This window comes from Micromonospora sp. NPDC001898, from assembly GCF_042891255.1.
GTDB lineage: Bacteria > Actinomycetota > Actinomycetes > Mycobacteriales > Micromonosporaceae > Micromonospora.
Genome location: NZ_JBIATC010000001.1, coordinates 69,122 through 83,897, shown reverse-complemented (window position 1 = coordinate 83,897; position 14,776 = coordinate 69,122). Strand labels below are relative to the sequence as shown.

16 protein-coding genes and 3 pseudogenes are annotated in these 14,776 nt (G+C 68.9%); 9 read left to right on the top strand and 10 right to left on the bottom strand.

Annotation, left to right across the window (positions count from 1 at the left end):
• Positions 1–3: 3 nt before the first annotated feature.
• Positions 4–834 (bottom strand): helix-turn-helix domain-containing protein, encoded by an 831-nt coding sequence (locus ACFYZF_RS00445; RefSeq protein WP_387014145.1) that lies wholly within the window; start codon positions 832–834, stop codon positions 4–6.
• A 221-nt stretch (positions 835–1,055) separates the two neighbouring features.
• Here ACFYZF_RS00445 and ACFYZF_RS00440 point away from each other — a divergent pair, with 221 nt between their 5' ends.
• Genes ACFYZF_RS00440 through ACFYZF_RS00430 form a run of 3 tightly spaced genes read left to right on the top strand, consistent with a single transcriptional unit; the run spans position 1,056 to position 1,722 of the window.
• Complete coding sequence (locus ACFYZF_RS00440) at positions 1,056–1,241, top strand: hypothetical protein (protein ID WP_387014142.1); 186 nt, start codon at positions 1,056–1,058, stop codon at positions 1,239–1,241.
• Positions 1,238–1,456 carry a hypothetical protein gene (locus ACFYZF_RS00435; RefSeq protein WP_387014140.1) on the top strand — a complete coding sequence of 73 codons (219 nt, stop codon included), beginning with the start codon at positions 1,238–1,240 and terminating at the stop codon, positions 1,454–1,456. The genes ACFYZF_RS00440 and ACFYZF_RS00435 overlap by 4 nt, the downstream gene beginning before the upstream one ends.
• Positions 1,457–1,473: 17 nt before the next feature.
• Positions 1,474–1,722, top strand: coding sequence for a hypothetical protein (locus tag ACFYZF_RS00430; RefSeq protein WP_387015982.1), 249 nt, complete (start codon positions 1,474–1,476; stop codon positions 1,720–1,722).
• Positions 1,723–1,752: 30 nt separating this feature from the next.
• Here the strand turns inward: ACFYZF_RS00430 and ACFYZF_RS00425 are convergent.
• Positions 1,753–2,010: pseudogene (locus ACFYZF_RS00425) on the bottom strand (endonuclease/exonuclease/phosphatase family protein); the annotation flags it as partial.
• 178 nt (positions 2,011–2,188) lie between these two features.
• Between ACFYZF_RS00425 and ACFYZF_RS00420 the strand changes: the two are divergent.
• The 3 genes and pseudogenes from ACFYZF_RS00420 to ACFYZF_RS00410 all read left to right on the top strand — a co-directional run bounded on the left by ACFYZF_RS00420 (position 2,189) and on the right by ACFYZF_RS00410 (position 3,717).
• Positions 2,189–3,064, top strand: a complete 876-nt coding sequence (locus tag ACFYZF_RS00420) for a sulfotransferase domain-containing protein (RefSeq protein ID WP_387014137.1) — start codon at positions 2,189–2,191, stop codon at positions 3,062–3,064.
• Positions 3,065–3,149: 85 nt separating this feature from the next.
• Positions 3,150–3,392 (top strand): annotated as a pseudogene (locus tag ACFYZF_RS00415) (transposase); the annotation flags it as partial.
• Between the two features lie 88 nt (positions 3,393–3,480).
• Complete coding sequence (locus tag ACFYZF_RS00410) at positions 3,481–3,717, top strand: hypothetical protein (protein WP_387014135.1); 237 nt, start codon at positions 3,481–3,483, stop codon at positions 3,715–3,717.
• Between the two features lie 30 nt (positions 3,718–3,747).
• Here the strand turns inward: ACFYZF_RS00410 and ACFYZF_RS00405 are convergent, their stop codons facing one another.
• Complete coding sequence (locus ACFYZF_RS00405; protein WP_387014132.1) at positions 3,748–4,674, bottom strand: endonuclease/exonuclease/phosphatase family protein; 927 nt, start codon at positions 4,672–4,674, stop codon at positions 3,748–3,750.
• A gap of 345 nt (positions 4,675–5,019) precedes the next feature.
• Here ACFYZF_RS00405 and ACFYZF_RS00400 point away from each other — a divergent pair, with 345 nt between their 5' ends.
• On the top strand, positions 5,020–5,376 hold the full coding sequence (locus tag ACFYZF_RS00400) for a hypothetical protein (protein WP_387014129.1): 357 nt from the start codon (positions 5,020–5,022) through the stop codon (positions 5,374–5,376).
• A 100-nt stretch (positions 5,377–5,476) separates the two neighbouring features.
• Here ACFYZF_RS00400 and ACFYZF_RS00395 read toward each other — a convergent pair whose 3' ends face one another.
• From ACFYZF_RS00395 to ACFYZF_RS00385, 3 genes and pseudogenes are all read right to left on the bottom strand, one after another.
• Positions 5,477–5,710 carry a hypothetical protein gene (locus tag ACFYZF_RS00395; protein ID WP_387014127.1) on the bottom strand — a complete coding sequence of 78 codons (234 nt, stop codon included), beginning with the start codon at positions 5,708–5,710 and terminating at the stop codon, positions 5,477–5,479.
• A 428-nt stretch (positions 5,711–6,138) separates the two neighbouring features.
• Positions 6,139–6,550: pseudogene (locus ACFYZF_RS00390) on the bottom strand (VOC family protein).
• A 234-nt stretch (positions 6,551–6,784) separates the two neighbouring features.
• On the bottom strand, positions 6,785–9,847 hold the full coding sequence (locus ACFYZF_RS00385; protein WP_387014124.1) for an NACHT domain-containing protein: 3,063 nt from the start codon (positions 9,845–9,847) through the stop codon (positions 6,785–6,787).
• A gap of 331 nt (positions 9,848–10,178) precedes the next feature.
• On the opposite strand from ACFYZF_RS00385, the gene ACFYZF_RS00380 reads away from it, so the two are divergent.
• A complete protein-coding gene (locus tag ACFYZF_RS00380) occupies positions 10,179–10,859 on the top strand; it encodes a peptidoglycan DD-metalloendopeptidase family protein (RefSeq protein ID WP_387014121.1) in 681 nt (226 codons plus the stop codon).
• A gap of 124 nt (positions 10,860–10,983) precedes the next feature.
• On the opposite strand, the gene ACFYZF_RS00375 is transcribed toward ACFYZF_RS00380, so the two are convergent.
• Complete coding sequence (locus tag ACFYZF_RS00375) at positions 10,984–11,394, bottom strand: VOC family protein (RefSeq protein ID WP_387014119.1); 411 nt, start codon at positions 11,392–11,394, stop codon at positions 10,984–10,986.
• Between the two features lie 5 nt (positions 11,395–11,399).
• Positions 11,400–11,849 (bottom strand): helix-turn-helix transcriptional regulator, encoded by a 450-nt coding sequence (locus tag ACFYZF_RS00370; protein WP_387014116.1) that lies wholly within the window; start codon positions 11,847–11,849, stop codon positions 11,400–11,402.
• Between the two features lie 148 nt (positions 11,850–11,997).
• On the opposite strand from ACFYZF_RS00370, the gene ACFYZF_RS00365 reads away from it, so the two are divergent.
• The gene (locus ACFYZF_RS00365; protein ID WP_387014114.1) at positions 11,998–12,738 is read left to right on the top strand and encodes a hypothetical protein; all 741 of its coding nucleotides are present in this window, start codon (positions 11,998–12,000) and stop codon (positions 12,736–12,738) included.
• A 12-nt stretch (positions 12,739–12,750) separates the two neighbouring features.
• Here ACFYZF_RS00365 and ACFYZF_RS00360 read toward each other — a convergent pair whose 3' ends face one another.
• Together ACFYZF_RS00360 and ACFYZF_RS00355 are read right to left on the bottom strand one after the other, a co-directional pair.
• The gene (locus tag ACFYZF_RS00360; protein ID WP_387014112.1) at positions 12,751–13,788 is read right to left on the bottom strand and encodes a hypothetical protein; all 1,038 of its coding nucleotides are present in this window, start codon (positions 13,786–13,788) and stop codon (positions 12,751–12,753) included.
• Positions 13,788–14,726, bottom strand: coding sequence for a transporter substrate-binding domain-containing protein (locus tag ACFYZF_RS00355; protein WP_387014109.1), 939 nt, complete (start codon positions 14,724–14,726; stop codon positions 13,788–13,790). The genes ACFYZF_RS00360 and ACFYZF_RS00355 overlap by 1 nt, the downstream gene beginning before the upstream one ends.
• Between the last annotated feature and the right edge of the window lie 50 nt (positions 14,727–14,776).

Below are 14,776 nucleotides of genomic sequence, written 5' to 3'. Positions count from 1 at the left end.
CTCCTACGTGATCAGCTCCGCCGCCATCGCCCGGAGCGTATCTCGTGTTGGCTTGGGTGCCAGAGCAAGGGCTTGAAGCTGCTCATGCGCGGCGGCGTAGGCCGCAATCTCGGCGGGGCGGTCCAGGTACAGGGCGCCGGTCAGGGTGTCGACATAAACCATCCGCTCCTCGGCTGCCTCCGGGTACGGCTCGGGCATCGGTGGGAAGTCGAGGATCACGAAGCTCCCGTCAAAGCCGACTCCGGCTGCGTACGGGAGCAGTTGGATCTGGATGTTGCTTCGGGTCGACTCCTCGATGAGCCGCGTGAGCTGACCGTGTAGTACCTCGGGGCCGCCGACCATACGCCGGGCCGCTCCCTCGTCGATGACCACGCGCACCATCGGTGGGTCGTCGGAGGCCAGGATGGCCTGCCGCTCCATGCGCAACGCGACCTGACGCTCCACCTCGCCGTCTCGCATCGGAACCGGCGCACCCTGGAAGGCCGCTCGGGCGTAGTCCTCGGTCTGCAACAGTCCGGGTGCCATCTGGCACTCGTAGGTGCGAATCACCGATGCCTCGGACTCCATCCCGACGTAGGCCGTGAACCAGTCGGGCAGGACGTCGGTATACCGCTGCCACCACCCGCGCTGCTTCGCCTGGCGGGCTACCGCGATAACGGCTTCGGCTTGGTCGCCCTCCACGCCATACAGAGCCAGCAGCGCCCGAACGTCGTTCGGATGTGGCCGGACCTCGGCTGTTTCGACCCGACTGAGCCAGCTCCCGTCATGGTCGACTCGGCGAGCTGCTTCGACTGACGTCATACCGGCCCGGTCGCGGAGCTGTCGCAGGGTCATCGCCAGTCGTCGACGCCTGACTGTGGGGCTCTGACGTTGAGGCACCCGCCCATCTTGCCACGACCGGGACAGAATTTAGGTTCGCAGACACGCCGAAGGGAGAAAGAGCATACGCATATTGCGGTTTCGCGCTTCTGCATGCAATGGTGTTGCCGGGCGTGGTGGTCGGATGACCGTGCGTGGCCCGGCTGCCATGCCCCCTCACACGAGGAGGCATGGGGATGAGCAGACGTGTCACCTACGGCCAGTACCTGGCCGCCGTCGCGATGACCCTCGCTCGCCGGCACAAGCCGGTCTGGTCGTGGATCAGGTGGCGGTACGTCTGCAAGTGCGGCAACGAGCTGCCCTGCCGGCATAGACACAAGATCCCGATTAACCGGGGCCACTGGCCGGGTGAGGACCAGTGACCGCGCACGGCCCCGTCCTGCCCATCTGGCTGTGCGGCGGCTGCGCCGCCCCCTGGCCCTGCGCCACCCGCCGACACGAACTGCTCCAGGAGTACGCGGCCTCACAGGTCGCCCTGGCGCTCTACATGGGGTCGTACCTCGTGGCCGCCAGTCAGGACATGAGCTGGGCCCCGGCGGGGACGCTCCACCGTCGCTTCCTCGGCTGGCTGCCGTGATCGATTTTCGCGCCGGAATGGTCCTCCACGTGACCCGGGCGGCGAGCCCACAGTTCGTTCAGCCGATCTTCTTCCGGCTGATCCGGGTGCACAAGGACTGGATCACCTACGACCACTGGATCTGGCTCGACGGCTACCAGCTCAACGCCAAGGGCGACGCGGTGGCGCAACGGTTGATCTTCGTACAGCCGGCGGGGTTGATCGTCCAAACGCAGCCACTCCCGGCACACCGCCCGGGACCGCGCAGATCCGTTGCGCGAGCCTAGTGTGCCCGGGTCAGCAGGACACGGCCGTGCTCAGTTGATGCTGACCGTCACCGTGCCAACCACCACGCGGTGATCCGAGCAGGCGCCGATCGTGCAGGTGGTCGGAATGGCCAGCGAGTCGGCGGTGTAGCTGCCCGCGAGCTTGTTCTCCCGTACGAAGATCAAGTCGATCTTGTTGCCGAGGCCGCACGGCCCGCCGGTGTTGCCGGCCCCGACGGTGGTCTCGCCATAGCCGACGCAGCGGGAGTCCAGGTCGTCCAGCTCCCGGTAGAAGCCGGTGTTGCTACTGCAGCCCGATCGCACCAGAGAGCGCGACGAAGGCGTACGAGAGTGCCGGGATCTTCGAATCGGCCCGCAGGCTGGTCGACGGTCGCCCGGTTCGATAGGTTAAGTCGACTATGGATGGACCAACGGAAAGCGGGGAGGACCGTTGCGCCAACCGACGGTTCGGTACCAAAACGAGCTCATGGACAGCGGACGGTGGGAGGGTTTTCCGCTCCGCGAAGGTGACATCGTGGTTTCGACCCCCGCAAAGTGCGGGACGACGTGGACCCAGACGATCTGCGCCTTGCTGATCTTCCAGACACCGGAGCTGCCGGCACGGCTGGACGACGTCACCTACTGGCTCGACATGTTGACTCGCAGCCGGGACGACATCTTCGCGTTCTACGAGGCGCAGCGGCATCGCCGTTTCATCAAGACTCATACGCCCTTCGACGGGCTGCCCATCCATGATGGGGTGACCTACGTCGCCGTCGGTCGGGATCCGCGGGACGTCGCGATCTCCTGGGACGCCCATTCCCAGAACGTCGCCCAGGAGGCCTTCGACGCGATGCTGGCGGCCGGCGGTAACCCGGCGCAGGAGCCCGCCGGTACGGCTCCGGCGCCTGCGGAGTCCGCGTACAACCGGTTCTGGGCCTGGCTGGAGGACACCAATGTGCAGGTGGGCCTGCCGTCGATGCTGCACCACCTGTCGGGGTTCTGGGCCGAGCGGGAGCGGCCCAACGTGCTGCTGCTGCACTACGACGATCTGAAGTCAGATCTTGAAGGCCAGATGAGGTTCCTCGCCGGGCGCCTCGGAATCGAGGTGCCGGAGTCGCGCTGGCCGGATCTGGTGCGGGCAGCAACATTCGACTCGATGCGCGGCCGGGCGGAGGCTCTGACCCCGGTCGCGGCGATGTGGAGCGATCCAAAGCGGTTCTTCAACCAGGGTGTCAGCGGCCAGTGGCGGGACCTGCTCGACGAAGATGACCTGCGACGATACGAGGATCGGGTCGCGAAGCTGGCCGAGCCCGACCTCATCGACTGGCTGCACCGCGGCCCCATCGTCTCCGCCCTCTGAACCTACGCCATTATCCTCCTCGCTATCCCGCCTTAGACCGTGTGTCAGTTGGGGTTGTTGAAGTGCAAGGTCGTTCGTTGACTGGGTGTGGATTGTGGAGAAGTACTGCCCGGACGCGTTGTGGCACCTCGCGCATCCGTTGCTGCCCCCGCACCCGGAAAGGCGTCAAGGTGGTAGGCGGTCCCGTAGCGATGATCGGGCGACGCTCGCGGCGATTCTGTACGTGTTGGAGTCCGGCTGCTCCCGGCGCAAGCTGCCCGGTTCGTTCCCGGTGCACTGGCGCACCACGCACCGCCGGTTCGCCCGATGGGTCGCGGCGGAGGTGATGACCGCTCTGCACCGGGCCGTGCTCGACGTCCTCGGTGCGGCCGGGCAGATCGACTGGTCCCGGGCGATCGCCGACCGCGGCGGCTCACGTGACCCGGGCGGCGAGCCCGCAGTTCGTTCAGCCGATCTTCTTCCGGCTGATCCGCGTGCACAAGGACTGGATCACCTACGACCACTGGATCTGGCTCGACGGCTACCAGCTCAACGCCAAGGGCGACGCGGTGACGCAACGATCGATCTTCGTACAGCCGGCGGGCTTGATCGTCCAAACGCAGCCACTCCCGGCACACCGCCCGGGACCGCGCAGATCCGTTGCGCGAACCTAGTGTGCCCGGATCAGCAGGACACGGCCATGCTCAGTTGATGCTGACCGTCACCGTGCCAGTCACCACGCGGTGATCCGAGCAGGCGCCGATCGTGCAGGTGGTCGGAATGGCCAGCGAGTCGGCGGTGTAACTGCCGACGAGCTTGTTCTCCCGTACGAAGATCAAGTCGATCTTGTTGCCGAGGCCGCACGGCCCGCCGGTGTTGCCGGCCCCGACGGTGGTCTCGCCATAGCCGACGCAGCGGGAGTCCAGGTCGTCCAGCTCCCGGTAGAAGCCGGTGTTGCTGGCGTTGTTGGCCACGTTGAGACTCGGCGCGTACCAGTTGTTCAGCCGGCCGTAGTGGGGCTGTGCGTTGAAGTCGCCGGCGATGAGCACCGTGTCACCGTTCGCCGCGAAGGCCTCCAGCCGGCTGCGCACCGAGTTCAACTGCTGGACGTTGATCGCCGTGCCGTTGATGACCGTGTTCGACGGCGTGATGTGCGTGGCGCAGAACCGCAGGTGCGGCCGGGCGGACAGCGGGGCGCAGAGCAGGGTCCGCCGCTCGGCACTGCCGTCCGACGGCAACGTGTAGCGGTTCGCCGCACCGAGTGGCGCCTTGCTGAAGATGGCGTTGCCGAACGCCTGCCCGTTGCAGACCGTGTCGCGGGACGACTCGAAGCGGGCGAAGTTGGTGGAGTCCTGCGGCCAGCCGGAGGCCCTCAGGTCGGCGACGATCGCCTGGTACTGCTGGTAGCAGAGCTCGTTGAGGCCGACGAAGTCGGCGCCCCGGGCGCGGATCGAGCCGGTCAGGGCCGGGATGAGGCCGTCGGTGGTCGAGGCCCGGTGCATGGTCCAGCCCGCGACGTTCCAGACCCAGAGGTCCTGTGTTGCTGTGGTGGCCGCCGAGGCCGGGGCCGCCGAGGTGAGGGCGAGGACGAACGCGCCGAGCACGGCGACACAGAGCCTCATCAACCGCATGCGTCTCCCCCAACGAACTGATCATCACCGATTCATCGGAGATGATGACACAGGTAGATCGATCAGGCGAGCCCTACACAGCAGACCCTTCAGCCCGATCACGGCGCTGCACTCAACCTCTACCGCCGGCCACCACCGTCCGCGAGGGAGAGTGGAGGCTGAGAGCAGGGGTGGTTGAGGACCTGACGTCCAACGCGAACCGGCCGTTCAGCCGCGTATTGGCGGTGAGGGTCATAGCTGCGGCCTTCGCCCGGCCCTTGGACACGATGGCGGCGGGGTGCTTGCCGCGCCGAGGCCCATGATGGGTCATGACTTCGCGAACCGGCACGTCACTAGGCTGAGCTGATGATGATCGAAGACCGCCGGCGGCCCTCCCGTCTCAGCGGTTTCCGGGTCTGTCTCCTCGGCGGCGCCTTCTTCCTCGCGTTGCTGGCGGTCCTCCAGCCGATCACCCGGTACGAGGACTGCCCCAACTACGGCGGAAACGGCAACGCGAGCACGTTCGCGAACCCCGCCTGGGACTTCTACCTGACGGCCCTGCTGTTCGGCTGGGTGCTCCTGGTCGTCCTGGAACAGACGTTGTCGATCACCCGGCGCGGACGTGGTCGCGCCGACTTCGCACTCCGGGCGGCCGGCGCGATCACGTTGACGGCGATCGCCTCGTGCGGCCTCTTCGTCAACGTGGCGGTGCTCTGCCACTGACCGGCCGGCCCAGCCGTGAACCGACCGGTCCCCGTTCTGCCTCAGGAGCACGCACGGGCGGGACATCCCGAGCCGCCACTCGACGTCGACGGCCGGGACGTCACGACGCGGCTGGCCTCGACACCGCGCCTCGCCCGCCGCGCCGCTTGGCGGCGTACGGCAGCACGAACATGTACAGGCCCGTGACGAGCAGCAGGGCGAGCGGAAGCAGCGGCAGGTAGAACACCCATTCGGGCAGCGCCCCGCTCGCCGCGACGAAGCCGAGGATCACGGTCACCGTGAAGGCGATGGACACCCACCGGTGGAGCTGTCGAATCCACTTGTTCCAGCGCAACGAAATCTCCTTTGCATACAGACAGGCTCAGAACTTGGCAGACGTTGCCGCGGGTGCTGGCGAGCCCAACAATCCCGCAGACAGTCACCAAGGGTTACCGGAGTCGGGCCCGACCCACCCCCTCCTCGACCCTTTGCTCTGCTGCGGCGGAGGCAACAGTCACTCGATGTGAAAATCAGCGCACAGACGTCACCCCGGGTTGATTCGGAGATTCTCCTGCTCAAAGCTGGTGTTGCCGGGAAGGCAGCAGAGCAAAGCGGGCGAGGGGGTACCGGAGGGCGCGGCCAGCTGTCACGGAAGGTAGTGACTCGGGCCTCACGGGCCACCACTACCTACAGTCTTCAACCGGTGTGTCTCGCCGGGTGAGGCGTCCGCCCCCACACCGGCGCTGCACGGTGCCGCCGGTGCGGCTCGCGGTCGCGGTCGGGCTAGCGCACTTCCTGGATGCGGACCATGTTGCCCGCCGGGTCGCGGAAGGCGCAGTCACGAATCCCGTACGGCTGCTCGACCGGCTCCTGGACGACCTCGACGTCACCGGCCTGCACCTTCTCGAAGACACCATCGAGGTCGGGGGTCGCCAAGATGATCCAGCCGTACGTGCCCTTCGCCATCATCTCCCGGATCACCCGACGCTCCTCGTCGGTGACACCCGGGTCGGCCAGCGGTGGCGCCAGGAGGATGCGCGTGTCCGGCTGACCCACCGGCCCGACCGTGATCCACCGCATCTTGCCGCTGCCCACGTCGCTGCGTACCTCGAAACCGAGGACATCACGGTAGAAGACCAGGGACGCCTCGGGGGTCGTCGTGCGGAAGGAAGCTCGTGTGAATGGTGACGTCCATGGCCATAACGCTAGGCGCGGCACGACGGCCCACGCTTCTTGATTCCTGACCGGTCTGCTCCGGCTGCCTGAAGGCCTCAGCGGTTGAGGAAGAACTCGGCACCTTGGACGTACTCCATCACCTTGACGAACTCGGGGTCGTTGAGCCTGCGGTTCATCTCTTGAGGCACCATGGGAACCTGAATGACACGTCGGCCCGCCTGCCGGCATCGGCCGCCTCCGTCAGCCAACCGTCTCAGCCGGCCGGGGAGTCGAGCAGGCCCTTCGCAGCGGCATCGTGCCGCTGGAGCAACGCCCGATAGGGGTTGCGCAGCGCCCGTTCCCGCCGGCTGGTCCAGGTGGTCAGGACCGCGATCGCGATGGCCACCGCGCTGAGCGAGAACGCGGTGGAGAAGGCCCCGATCCATCCGGCGAGGGTGGGTACGCCGATGAACGGGCTCGTCGCGAGGAACGCTAACGCACCGAGGACGCCGAGGATGCCGAGGACGGGAGGGTCATCAGCGCTGCTGTACGCGAACATGGCGACGAGGCCGAGTATGAAGGCCCCCAAGGACAGCACGACCACCAGGGCGAGCCAGAGCGGTCCCCACACCCACGATCCGGTCAGCGTGGCCACCGAGCGGACCACCCCGATGCCGACGACGGCGACGCCGAGCAGCACTCCGATGGTGACTGCGGTCTTGCGGCACACCGTGAGCACGGTCGGGGCCTCGGGCCGATCGTGCAACGTCCGCCAGTCGCGGGCCTCGGCACCGAGGCTCGTCGAGAGCCAGAGTCGGGCGGCGAGGCCGACCAGTACGGGCCCCGGAAGCTGCCTCAGCAGCGCGTTGCGCGAGTCACTCGCGCGCAGGTCGAGCACCGTCAGGGCGAGCCGACGAGCCAGCTCCGGTTCCGATCCGTGGATCAGGTCGAGCAGTTGCTCCACGTCGGCTGGGGTGAGGTCCACTGCGGCGATGCGCCGTCGGAACCCGAGCCGGCGGGCGGCGGCGACCAGATCCTCGCTCACCTCCGCAGGCACCTTCCCGGCCTTGAAGGGGCTCGGCTTGGCACCGATGCCCAGTGCCAACCGGACGTCCACTCCCTCGACGTCCGGGGGCACGTCCGCCGCCGTCGACCGGTCGATCAGCCAGCCCACCCGTCCCATCGTCCGGGCCATCGGATCCGTGGCGCCAACGGTGAAGGGCGCCCACAGCCAGTCGTACCACTGCCGATCCCCGTCGCGCACGAACGGGCCGGGGTTGAAGTGGCGCAGTTCGTTCTCGACGTCCGGGGCACCGATCAGCGCCGCCAACCGCCACGCGGCCCGCGCGGCGACCGGCTCGGCGCCCCACAACTGCTCGGCGATCGCCACGGCGGCGGCCGGAGTCCCGATCGCCGCCAGGTCGTCCACGGCGACCAGCGAGCCTGCCTGTGCCCGATCCAACAGGACCGGGATGGCGAGTTCGCCGGTGGACCGAAGGGCCGCCCGGGCCGCGGGCGAGTCCTCCGCGAGTTCGCTCAGTGCCTCGATCGCCTCCCGGCGGCGTGACTCGGCCAGGGCAACCGCCGCGTCCTCGCCGGTCGGCCCGCCAGCCGCCGCGGCCACCCGGAGCTGGTCGAACAGGCGCTGACCGAGGGGCCCGGCAGTGCCCGCCACCGCGCCCAGGGCGGCCAGCACGAGATGCTTGTCGGTGCGGGACTCGCCGAGGTGCAGCAGGAAGCCGTCCACGATGTAGCCGGCCAGGCGGTCGTCGATCTGCCGGGCCTCGGCCACGCACTCCAGGGCGAGGAGCTGATCCCGCTCGTTCCCGCCGAGAAACCGCCTGACCAGGCCGGAGGCGTCCCGGTTGGCACCGGCGCACCACAGCTTGACGGTCTCCCGCCAGCGCTTCGGGTTCTCCGAGTAGAGGGTGAGCAGTCGCTCCGGGTCGTCGGCCAGTTCCACCGCCGCCAGGTACTCCTGCAGGGTGAGGTGGGCGAACTCGTAGAGCAGATTGTTGTCGTCGGTGCGCAGCAGCAGTCCGCTGCGCTCGATGATCTCGTCGACCAGGTGCGGCAGATCCTTGCCGTCCAGCCGGAACCGGGGTAGGACGCGGCTGAGCGCCGCGTAGATCTCCTCCTCGGAGATCACCCGCTGGTCCGCCTGTTCGGAGGTCGCCCCCTGGGCAGCCAGCGCGACGGCGCGCAGCGCCATCAGCTTGTGGCCGGCCTTGTAGCGGGCGAGGCTGCGGTGGCGGCCGAGGTCGCGGTCGCGCCGGAGCAGGTGGTCGACCGCCTGCTCGTAGAACTCGGCCCGGGAGTTGGGCATCATCGGTCCGGAGCCGGGATCGGCCTCGTACAGGGTGGCGATCATGGTCAGCATCAGCGGGCTGCGGGCGAGCCGCATGACGGTGGGGCTGCCGCGCAGGTCCGCCATCAGCTGCTCCACCGCCTGCCGGGGGTCGGTCGGCGCCTCGGTTCCGGAAAGCCTGCGATGCCGGGTGAACCACAGTCGCAGGAAATGCCGAATGCCCGCGTCGTCGAACCCCGCCACCCGGATCTCCCGGTCGAACGTCGGCCGCAGGTCGCCGTCGTACACGGCGTCTCGACAGGTGACGACGATCTGGCAGGTCGGGTAGCGCTCGGCGAACTCCTTGATGTCTCCGACGATGTCGGCCCGCCGGTCGGTGACCACCTCGTCGAGCCCGTCGAGGAAGACGCAGAACTGACCGTGGGCGAGGGCGAGCAGCGTGACCTCTTCCGCATCGGGCACCAGCGGCGGAGCGGGCTTGCGTCTCTGGCGGCCCCGGCCGGGAGGCTCGTCGTCGGGGCGGTTGAGCGCGTCCACGACGAGCTGTCGGATGGACTGCTCCTGCCGGTTGTACCGCGTCAGCTCGACCAGCACCGGGACCCGGTCGGACTCCTCCGTTCCTGCGGCCCAGCGGAGCATCGAGTGCCGCAGCAACATCGACTTTCCCGCACCGGCCGCACCGAGGACGACCGTACGGAGCTCGGTGCGCAGGTCTCGCTGGACGTCGACCCGCCGGCCGTCCTGCTCGTACTGCAGCGGCACGTAGACCTCGCCCAGGGCGACCGACACGTTCTGCAGGAAACCCAGCTCCACGCTGCTGTACGTGCGCAGCGCCCAGGCCCGATAGCGACGCCAGTCGTCCTTTCGGATGCCACGACGCCGACCGGACATCCGCCGCCACACCCGGGTCAGTGCCCCCTGGAACCAGTCCGAGAAGAACTGCTGCGCCACTCCGGCGACCACGGTGAGCAGGAAGAGCCCGACCGCCGCGTACTGCAGGCCGAAGGGCAGCTCAGGCAGCTCTGGCACGCGATCGCCTCCTCACCTTCCGACGCTGGGCAGGAGCCCACCGTAGTCGTCGGCCATAACGGTGCCACTCCACTAAGGAGATCGATTCACCGACCTGTTTGGAGGGCTGACGATTCCCCAGGCCGGAGCGACCTTCGCCCCCTCGACTCGACCTTTATCGATCTATACCATCACCCAGGTCGAAGATCGTCGATCGCCTGCCTAGGTGGGCTCGTCGGAGGTGAGTCCCCTGCGCCGCTTAACGCAGATCCTGGTCACTGCCATGGTTTCCTGCCTGGCCATAGCCCTGTCCCCCGTACCGGCACATGCCGCCGCCCAGGTCAGGGTGGCTGTGCCCAGTGGGCTCCCGCTGAACATCCGTAACGCCCCGGCGTTGAGCGGGGCGGTGACCGGCAGCCTCGCCAACGGCACCGTCGTCACCATCACCTGCTACATCCGAGGGGATGCCGTCGAGGGCATCGGCGGTGTCACCAACATCTGGGACCGGCTCTCGGGCGGCGGGTGGGTCACCGACGCATTCCTGGAGACCGGATCGAACGGTCCCGTCGTCCCGCTCTGCGGGAGCTCCGCCCAGTTCAAGCTGCCGTTCCCCGCCGGACGTGCCTACACGATCACCCAGGCGGCGGGCAGCAGCTTCTCCCACAACGATGCCTACAACCGGCACGCCATCGACTTCGGCATGCCCGTCGGCGTGCCGATCCTCGCGTCCGCGGCGGGCACCATCCGCTTCGAGGGCTGGGCGGGCGGCGGCGGGATCATGGCACTCGTCGACCACGGCAACAACCGATGCTCACAGTACGCACACCTGAGCGCCACCATCATCAACACCGGTGACCGCGTGGCGCAGGGGCAGCGGATCGGAACATCCGGGGCGACCGGCAACGTGACCGGCCCCCACCTGCACTGGAACATCGTCAACTGCGACTCGCAGACCAGCCGCGAGATCCCCAACAGCGTCGAGGTCGGCACCAGGTACGTGGTGGGTAGCGCTCCGGTCAGCAAGAACGGCTGACCGGAGCCGCCGAAGGAGCCCGAGCGGAACCTCGGTGGCCGCCAGGCCGGCGGCCACCGACGTCTGGTGCGGGCTCCTTCACCGTGCCGTCCACGCAGGTCGGGACTGCGCGATCGCCGTACGGCTAGCGCGTCTCCTGGATCCGGATCAGGTTGCCCGCCGGATCGCGGAAGGCGCAGTCGCGGGTCCCGTACGGCTGCTCGGTCGGCTCCTGGACGACCTCGGCGTCGCCGGCCTGCAGCCTCTCGAAGGTGCCGTCGAGGTCGGGGGTGGCCAGCATGATCCAGCCGTACGTGCCCTTGGCCATCATCTCGGCGATGATGCGGCGCTCGTCGTCGGTGACGCCGGGGTCGGTGGCCGGCGGCGCCAGGAGGATCGACGTGCCGGGCTGGCCGACCGGGCCGACCGTGATCCAGCGCATCTTGCCGCTTCCGACGTCGTTGCGGACCTCGAAGCCGAGGACGTCGCGGTAGAAGGCCAGGGAGGCGTCCGGGTCGACGTGCGGCAGGAAGCTCGTGTGAATGGTGATGTCCATGGCACTCACGCTAGTTGCGGCGCTGTGACCTGCGCTTCTCGATTCCTGATCGGTCTGGTCACCTGTTTCGCCACGCACGACGGCATCCCCGCCGTCGCGGCTGCCGCCTGGCGGCGGTAGACGCTGGGCGGCACGCCGACCAACTCGGTGAAGCGGGTGCTGAAGGTGCCCAGCGACGCGCAGCCGACCGCGAAGCAGACCTCGGTGACGCTGAGGTCGCCGCGGCGCAGCAGCGCCATCGCGCGCTCGATCCGCCGCGTCATCAGATAGCTGTACGGCGACTCACCGTAGGCGATCCGGAACTCGCGGCTGAGGTGCCCGGCCGAGATGTGCGCTCCTCGGGCGAGCGCCTCGACGTCCAGCGGCTGCGCGTACTCCCGGTCGATCCGGTCGCGGACGCGGCGCAGCCGCGCGAGGTCGAGCAGGTGCTGCACGGCGGTGGATCTGCTGGTCACCTACGCGATCCTGCCACGCCCACCGTGAGTCACCCAGCACCGACGACGGCCGTCAAGGTCGGGACGATCGAGATCTTGGAAGGAAGCGGCCCCTGGAGGGGCCATTTCGTTCCAAGATTCGCGTTGACCGGGCCGGGATACTGGGGCCGTGCGGGAGGATGTCGAGTTCGGGCGGGCAGTGGAGCGGTTGTATGGCGCCTTCGCCCACCATTCGTTGCCGGCCGACATGGCCGCCTGCGAGCACTGCGTGGACCCGGCCGAGGTGGCGCTGTTCGCGCGTACGCCGCTGCGAGAGCTGGCCCCGGACCAACTCGACACCTACCTGATTCACCCGGGTACCTGGGGAGACGGGACGGAGTTCCCGCACCTGCTGCCCCGGCTGCTGGAGGCGTACGCGACCGGCGAGATGGAGGACGGCCCCTGGCCGGACAGCGTGACCCGCCGGATCAGCAGCCGGTGGCAGACCTGGCCGGCCGCCGAGCGGGACGCGGTCGAGCACTTCATCCGCGTCTGGTGGCACCGGAACCTTGACGGGTACCCGTCCGTCACGCCCGCGCTGGACCTGTTGGAGGCGGTCGCTGAGCTGGGGGTCGACGTCGGGCCGTACCTGGCCGGGTTCGCGGGCGTCCCGGGCGAGGCCCCCGCCCGACACCTGGCCGACGTCATCCACCACTGGTCGTACGGCGGCTCCCTGCACGGCGACGCGGAGGAGTCGATGCGACGCTGGCTGGCCGGCCCGACACCGGTCGACGTGCTGCTGTCCGCAGCGGTCGCCTCGGCCAGTCCGGAGATCGCCGCCGAACTGGCCGAGGCCGCCGAGCACGCCTGCCTCATCGGGGAGAACCTGCTCACGGAGGGCGTGCTGCCGGACGCCGTCCCCGAGCGCTGACCGAAGGACAAGTCAGCCCGTCGCGCGGCAGGCGGCGTCGATACGGTGCAGCGGGCGGACCCGGCGTCCAAGCCCCTCCAGCAGCGAGTCCTCCACGTGGAAGTCGTGCACCCGCAGCCGGTGCCGGGGCAGTTCCTCCTCGCTCGGGCAGAGCACCTGCGCCTTCACCTGGTCGATCGGCACGTACCGCACGCCGCCCTGTTCCTGGAGCAGCACCATGTTCACGTCGTCGACGACGACCACGTGGCCGCGCACGTCCTCCATCGCGCCGGACTCGGTCTGCACGGTGCTGACGGTCAGCGGCAGCACCGGCGTGCTGATCACCGGCAGCGCCGCCCACACCAGCATGGCCAGCACGGCGGCCTCGGTGGCCGAGGCCAGCGGCCGGATCACCGCCCCGGGCAACGGCCCGGCGATGCCGAGCGCGAGCACCGGCGGGACGACGAGCAGCGCCATGACCAGTTGTTCCCGCTGCTGCCAGGCGTCGATCAGGGTCGGCGTCAGCAGGAAAAGGTACCCGCCGAACAGGGCCGCGACGATCAGCACCCGGGCTGCGCGCAGGTCGTGCAGCAGCTCCGGGCGGAGCTGGAACGCGGCGGCGAACGCGGGCAGCAGCAGCGGCAGGTAGAGCAGCGGCCAGGTGATCAGGGCGAGCAGGAAGCTGGCCACCACGAACCAGGCCGGGGTGATGTCCGCCCAGCGGGCGAAGAGCGGGCGGCGGTACCCGGGCAGCCGGTCCACGCTGACCCCGAGGACCGCGCCGAGGGCGAACACCGCGACCAGACCGGTGGAGAGCAGCCGGGCAGCCGTGGTGAGGAAGCCGGCGAGCAGGTTGACCGGCCCGACGTTGGCGACCAGCAGGAGGGTGGTCTGGAGCTCCCCGCCGGCCTCCACACCGAGCCGGAGCACCGAGAACACGGCGGGCACGGCCACCACTGCCGTCCAGAACGACTGGCTGGCCCGGGCCCGGCGCTCGTCCAGTTGCCGCGCCTCGCCGGGCCGGGGCGTCGGCGTTCCGGCGTCCACGTCGGTGACGGGCGGGGCGGTCACTACCGGGGCGCCTTGTCGTCGAAGTCCACCAACTCCGGCACCTTCAGCGGCGGGGGCTGGACCTTGGGCGCCCTCAGCCACGGCCCGAGGGTCTGGTGGTACGCGGTGAGCCAGGGGCTGCTCAGCCCTTTACGCCCCTGCTGGTAGCTCTTGTCGAGGAAGAACGCGACGAGGTCGCGCAGCGCCGGGTCGCTGATCGGCACCCCGACGCCGATCTGCTCGCTGGTGCCGAAGGGCATGTCGATGATCGTGAAGTCTTTCGGGTGCTTGGAGAGGAAGCCGGCGAGGATGGTCTCGTCCGAGCTGACCGCGTCGTAGCGTCCCTCAAGGATTCCGTCGACGCAGTCGCCGACCTCCTTGACCACGAACACCCTGATCTGGTGCCTTCCCAGCTCGGCCTCGGTGGTCGAGCCGCCGCTGGTGCAGACCTTGTAGCGGGGGTCGCGCAGGTCCTCGATGGTGTGGATGCTGTCCTTCAGCCGGGTCGGGACCATCGCCTCCTGGGTCGTCACCAGGTACGGCCCGGCGAAGCTGACCAGCTTCTCGCGCTCCTCGGTCATCGAGAAGGTGGAGACCACCAGGTCGACCGCCCCACCCTGGAGGGCGGGAATGCGGTCCTCCGTGGCCACCGGCACCCACTCGATCCGCTTGTCGCCCTCGTAGCCGAGCTGGGCGGCGATGTACCGGGCGATCTCGACGTCGAACCCGCTGTAGGTGCCGCCGTGCAGCTCGCTCATCAGCGGGCCGGTGGTGGAGACGCCGATCTTCAGCGTCGGCTGGCCGTAGATGTGCGTCTTGCTCAGCGTCTCCTTCACGGACGGGATCTGCGGCTCCTGCCGGCTGTCGCAACCGGCGGCAGCGGCAAGGGTCAGGGTCAGCGCGACCGCCAGGGTGGTGGCGACCGAGCGGACCCGGGACCGGGTGAGGAACATTTTCATCGGCGACCTCGCTGACGGGTGCACCTGTGGGACACCGAGAGTAGCTGCTC

Excerpts from the sequence above, each read along its gene's own strand:
- ACFYZF_RS00375 (WP_387014119.1), bottom strand. The coding sequence starts at position 11,394 with ATGGACATCACCATTCACACGAGCTTCCTGCCGCACGTCGACCCGGAC.
- ACFYZF_RS00440 (WP_387014142.1), top strand. The coding sequence starts at position 1,056 with ATGAGCAGACGTGTCACCTACGGCCAGTACCTGGCCGCCGTCGCGATG.
- ACFYZF_RS00405 (WP_387014132.1), bottom strand. The coding sequence starts at position 4,674 with ATGCGGTTGATGAGGCTCTGTGTCGCCGTGCTCGGCGCGTTCGTCCTC.
- ACFYZF_RS00430 (WP_387015982.1), top strand. The coding sequence starts at position 1,474 with ATGGTCCTCCACGTGACCCGGGCGGCGAGCCCACAGTTCGTTCAGCCG.
- ACFYZF_RS00445 (WP_387014145.1), bottom strand. The coding sequence starts at position 834 with ATGACCCTGCGACAGCTCCGCGACCGGGCCGGTATGACGTCAGTCGAA.
- ACFYZF_RS00400 (WP_387014129.1), top strand. The coding sequence starts at position 5,020 with ATGATGATCGAAGACCGCCGGCGGCCCTCCCGTCTCAGCGGTTTCCGG.
- ACFYZF_RS00355 (WP_387014109.1), bottom strand. The coding sequence starts at position 14,726 with ATGAAAATGTTCCTCACCCGGTCCCGGGTCCGCTCGGTCGCCACCACC.
- ACFYZF_RS00420 (WP_387014137.1), top strand. The coding sequence starts at position 2,189 with ATGGACAGCGGACGGTGGGAGGGTTTTCCGCTCCGCGAAGGTGACATC.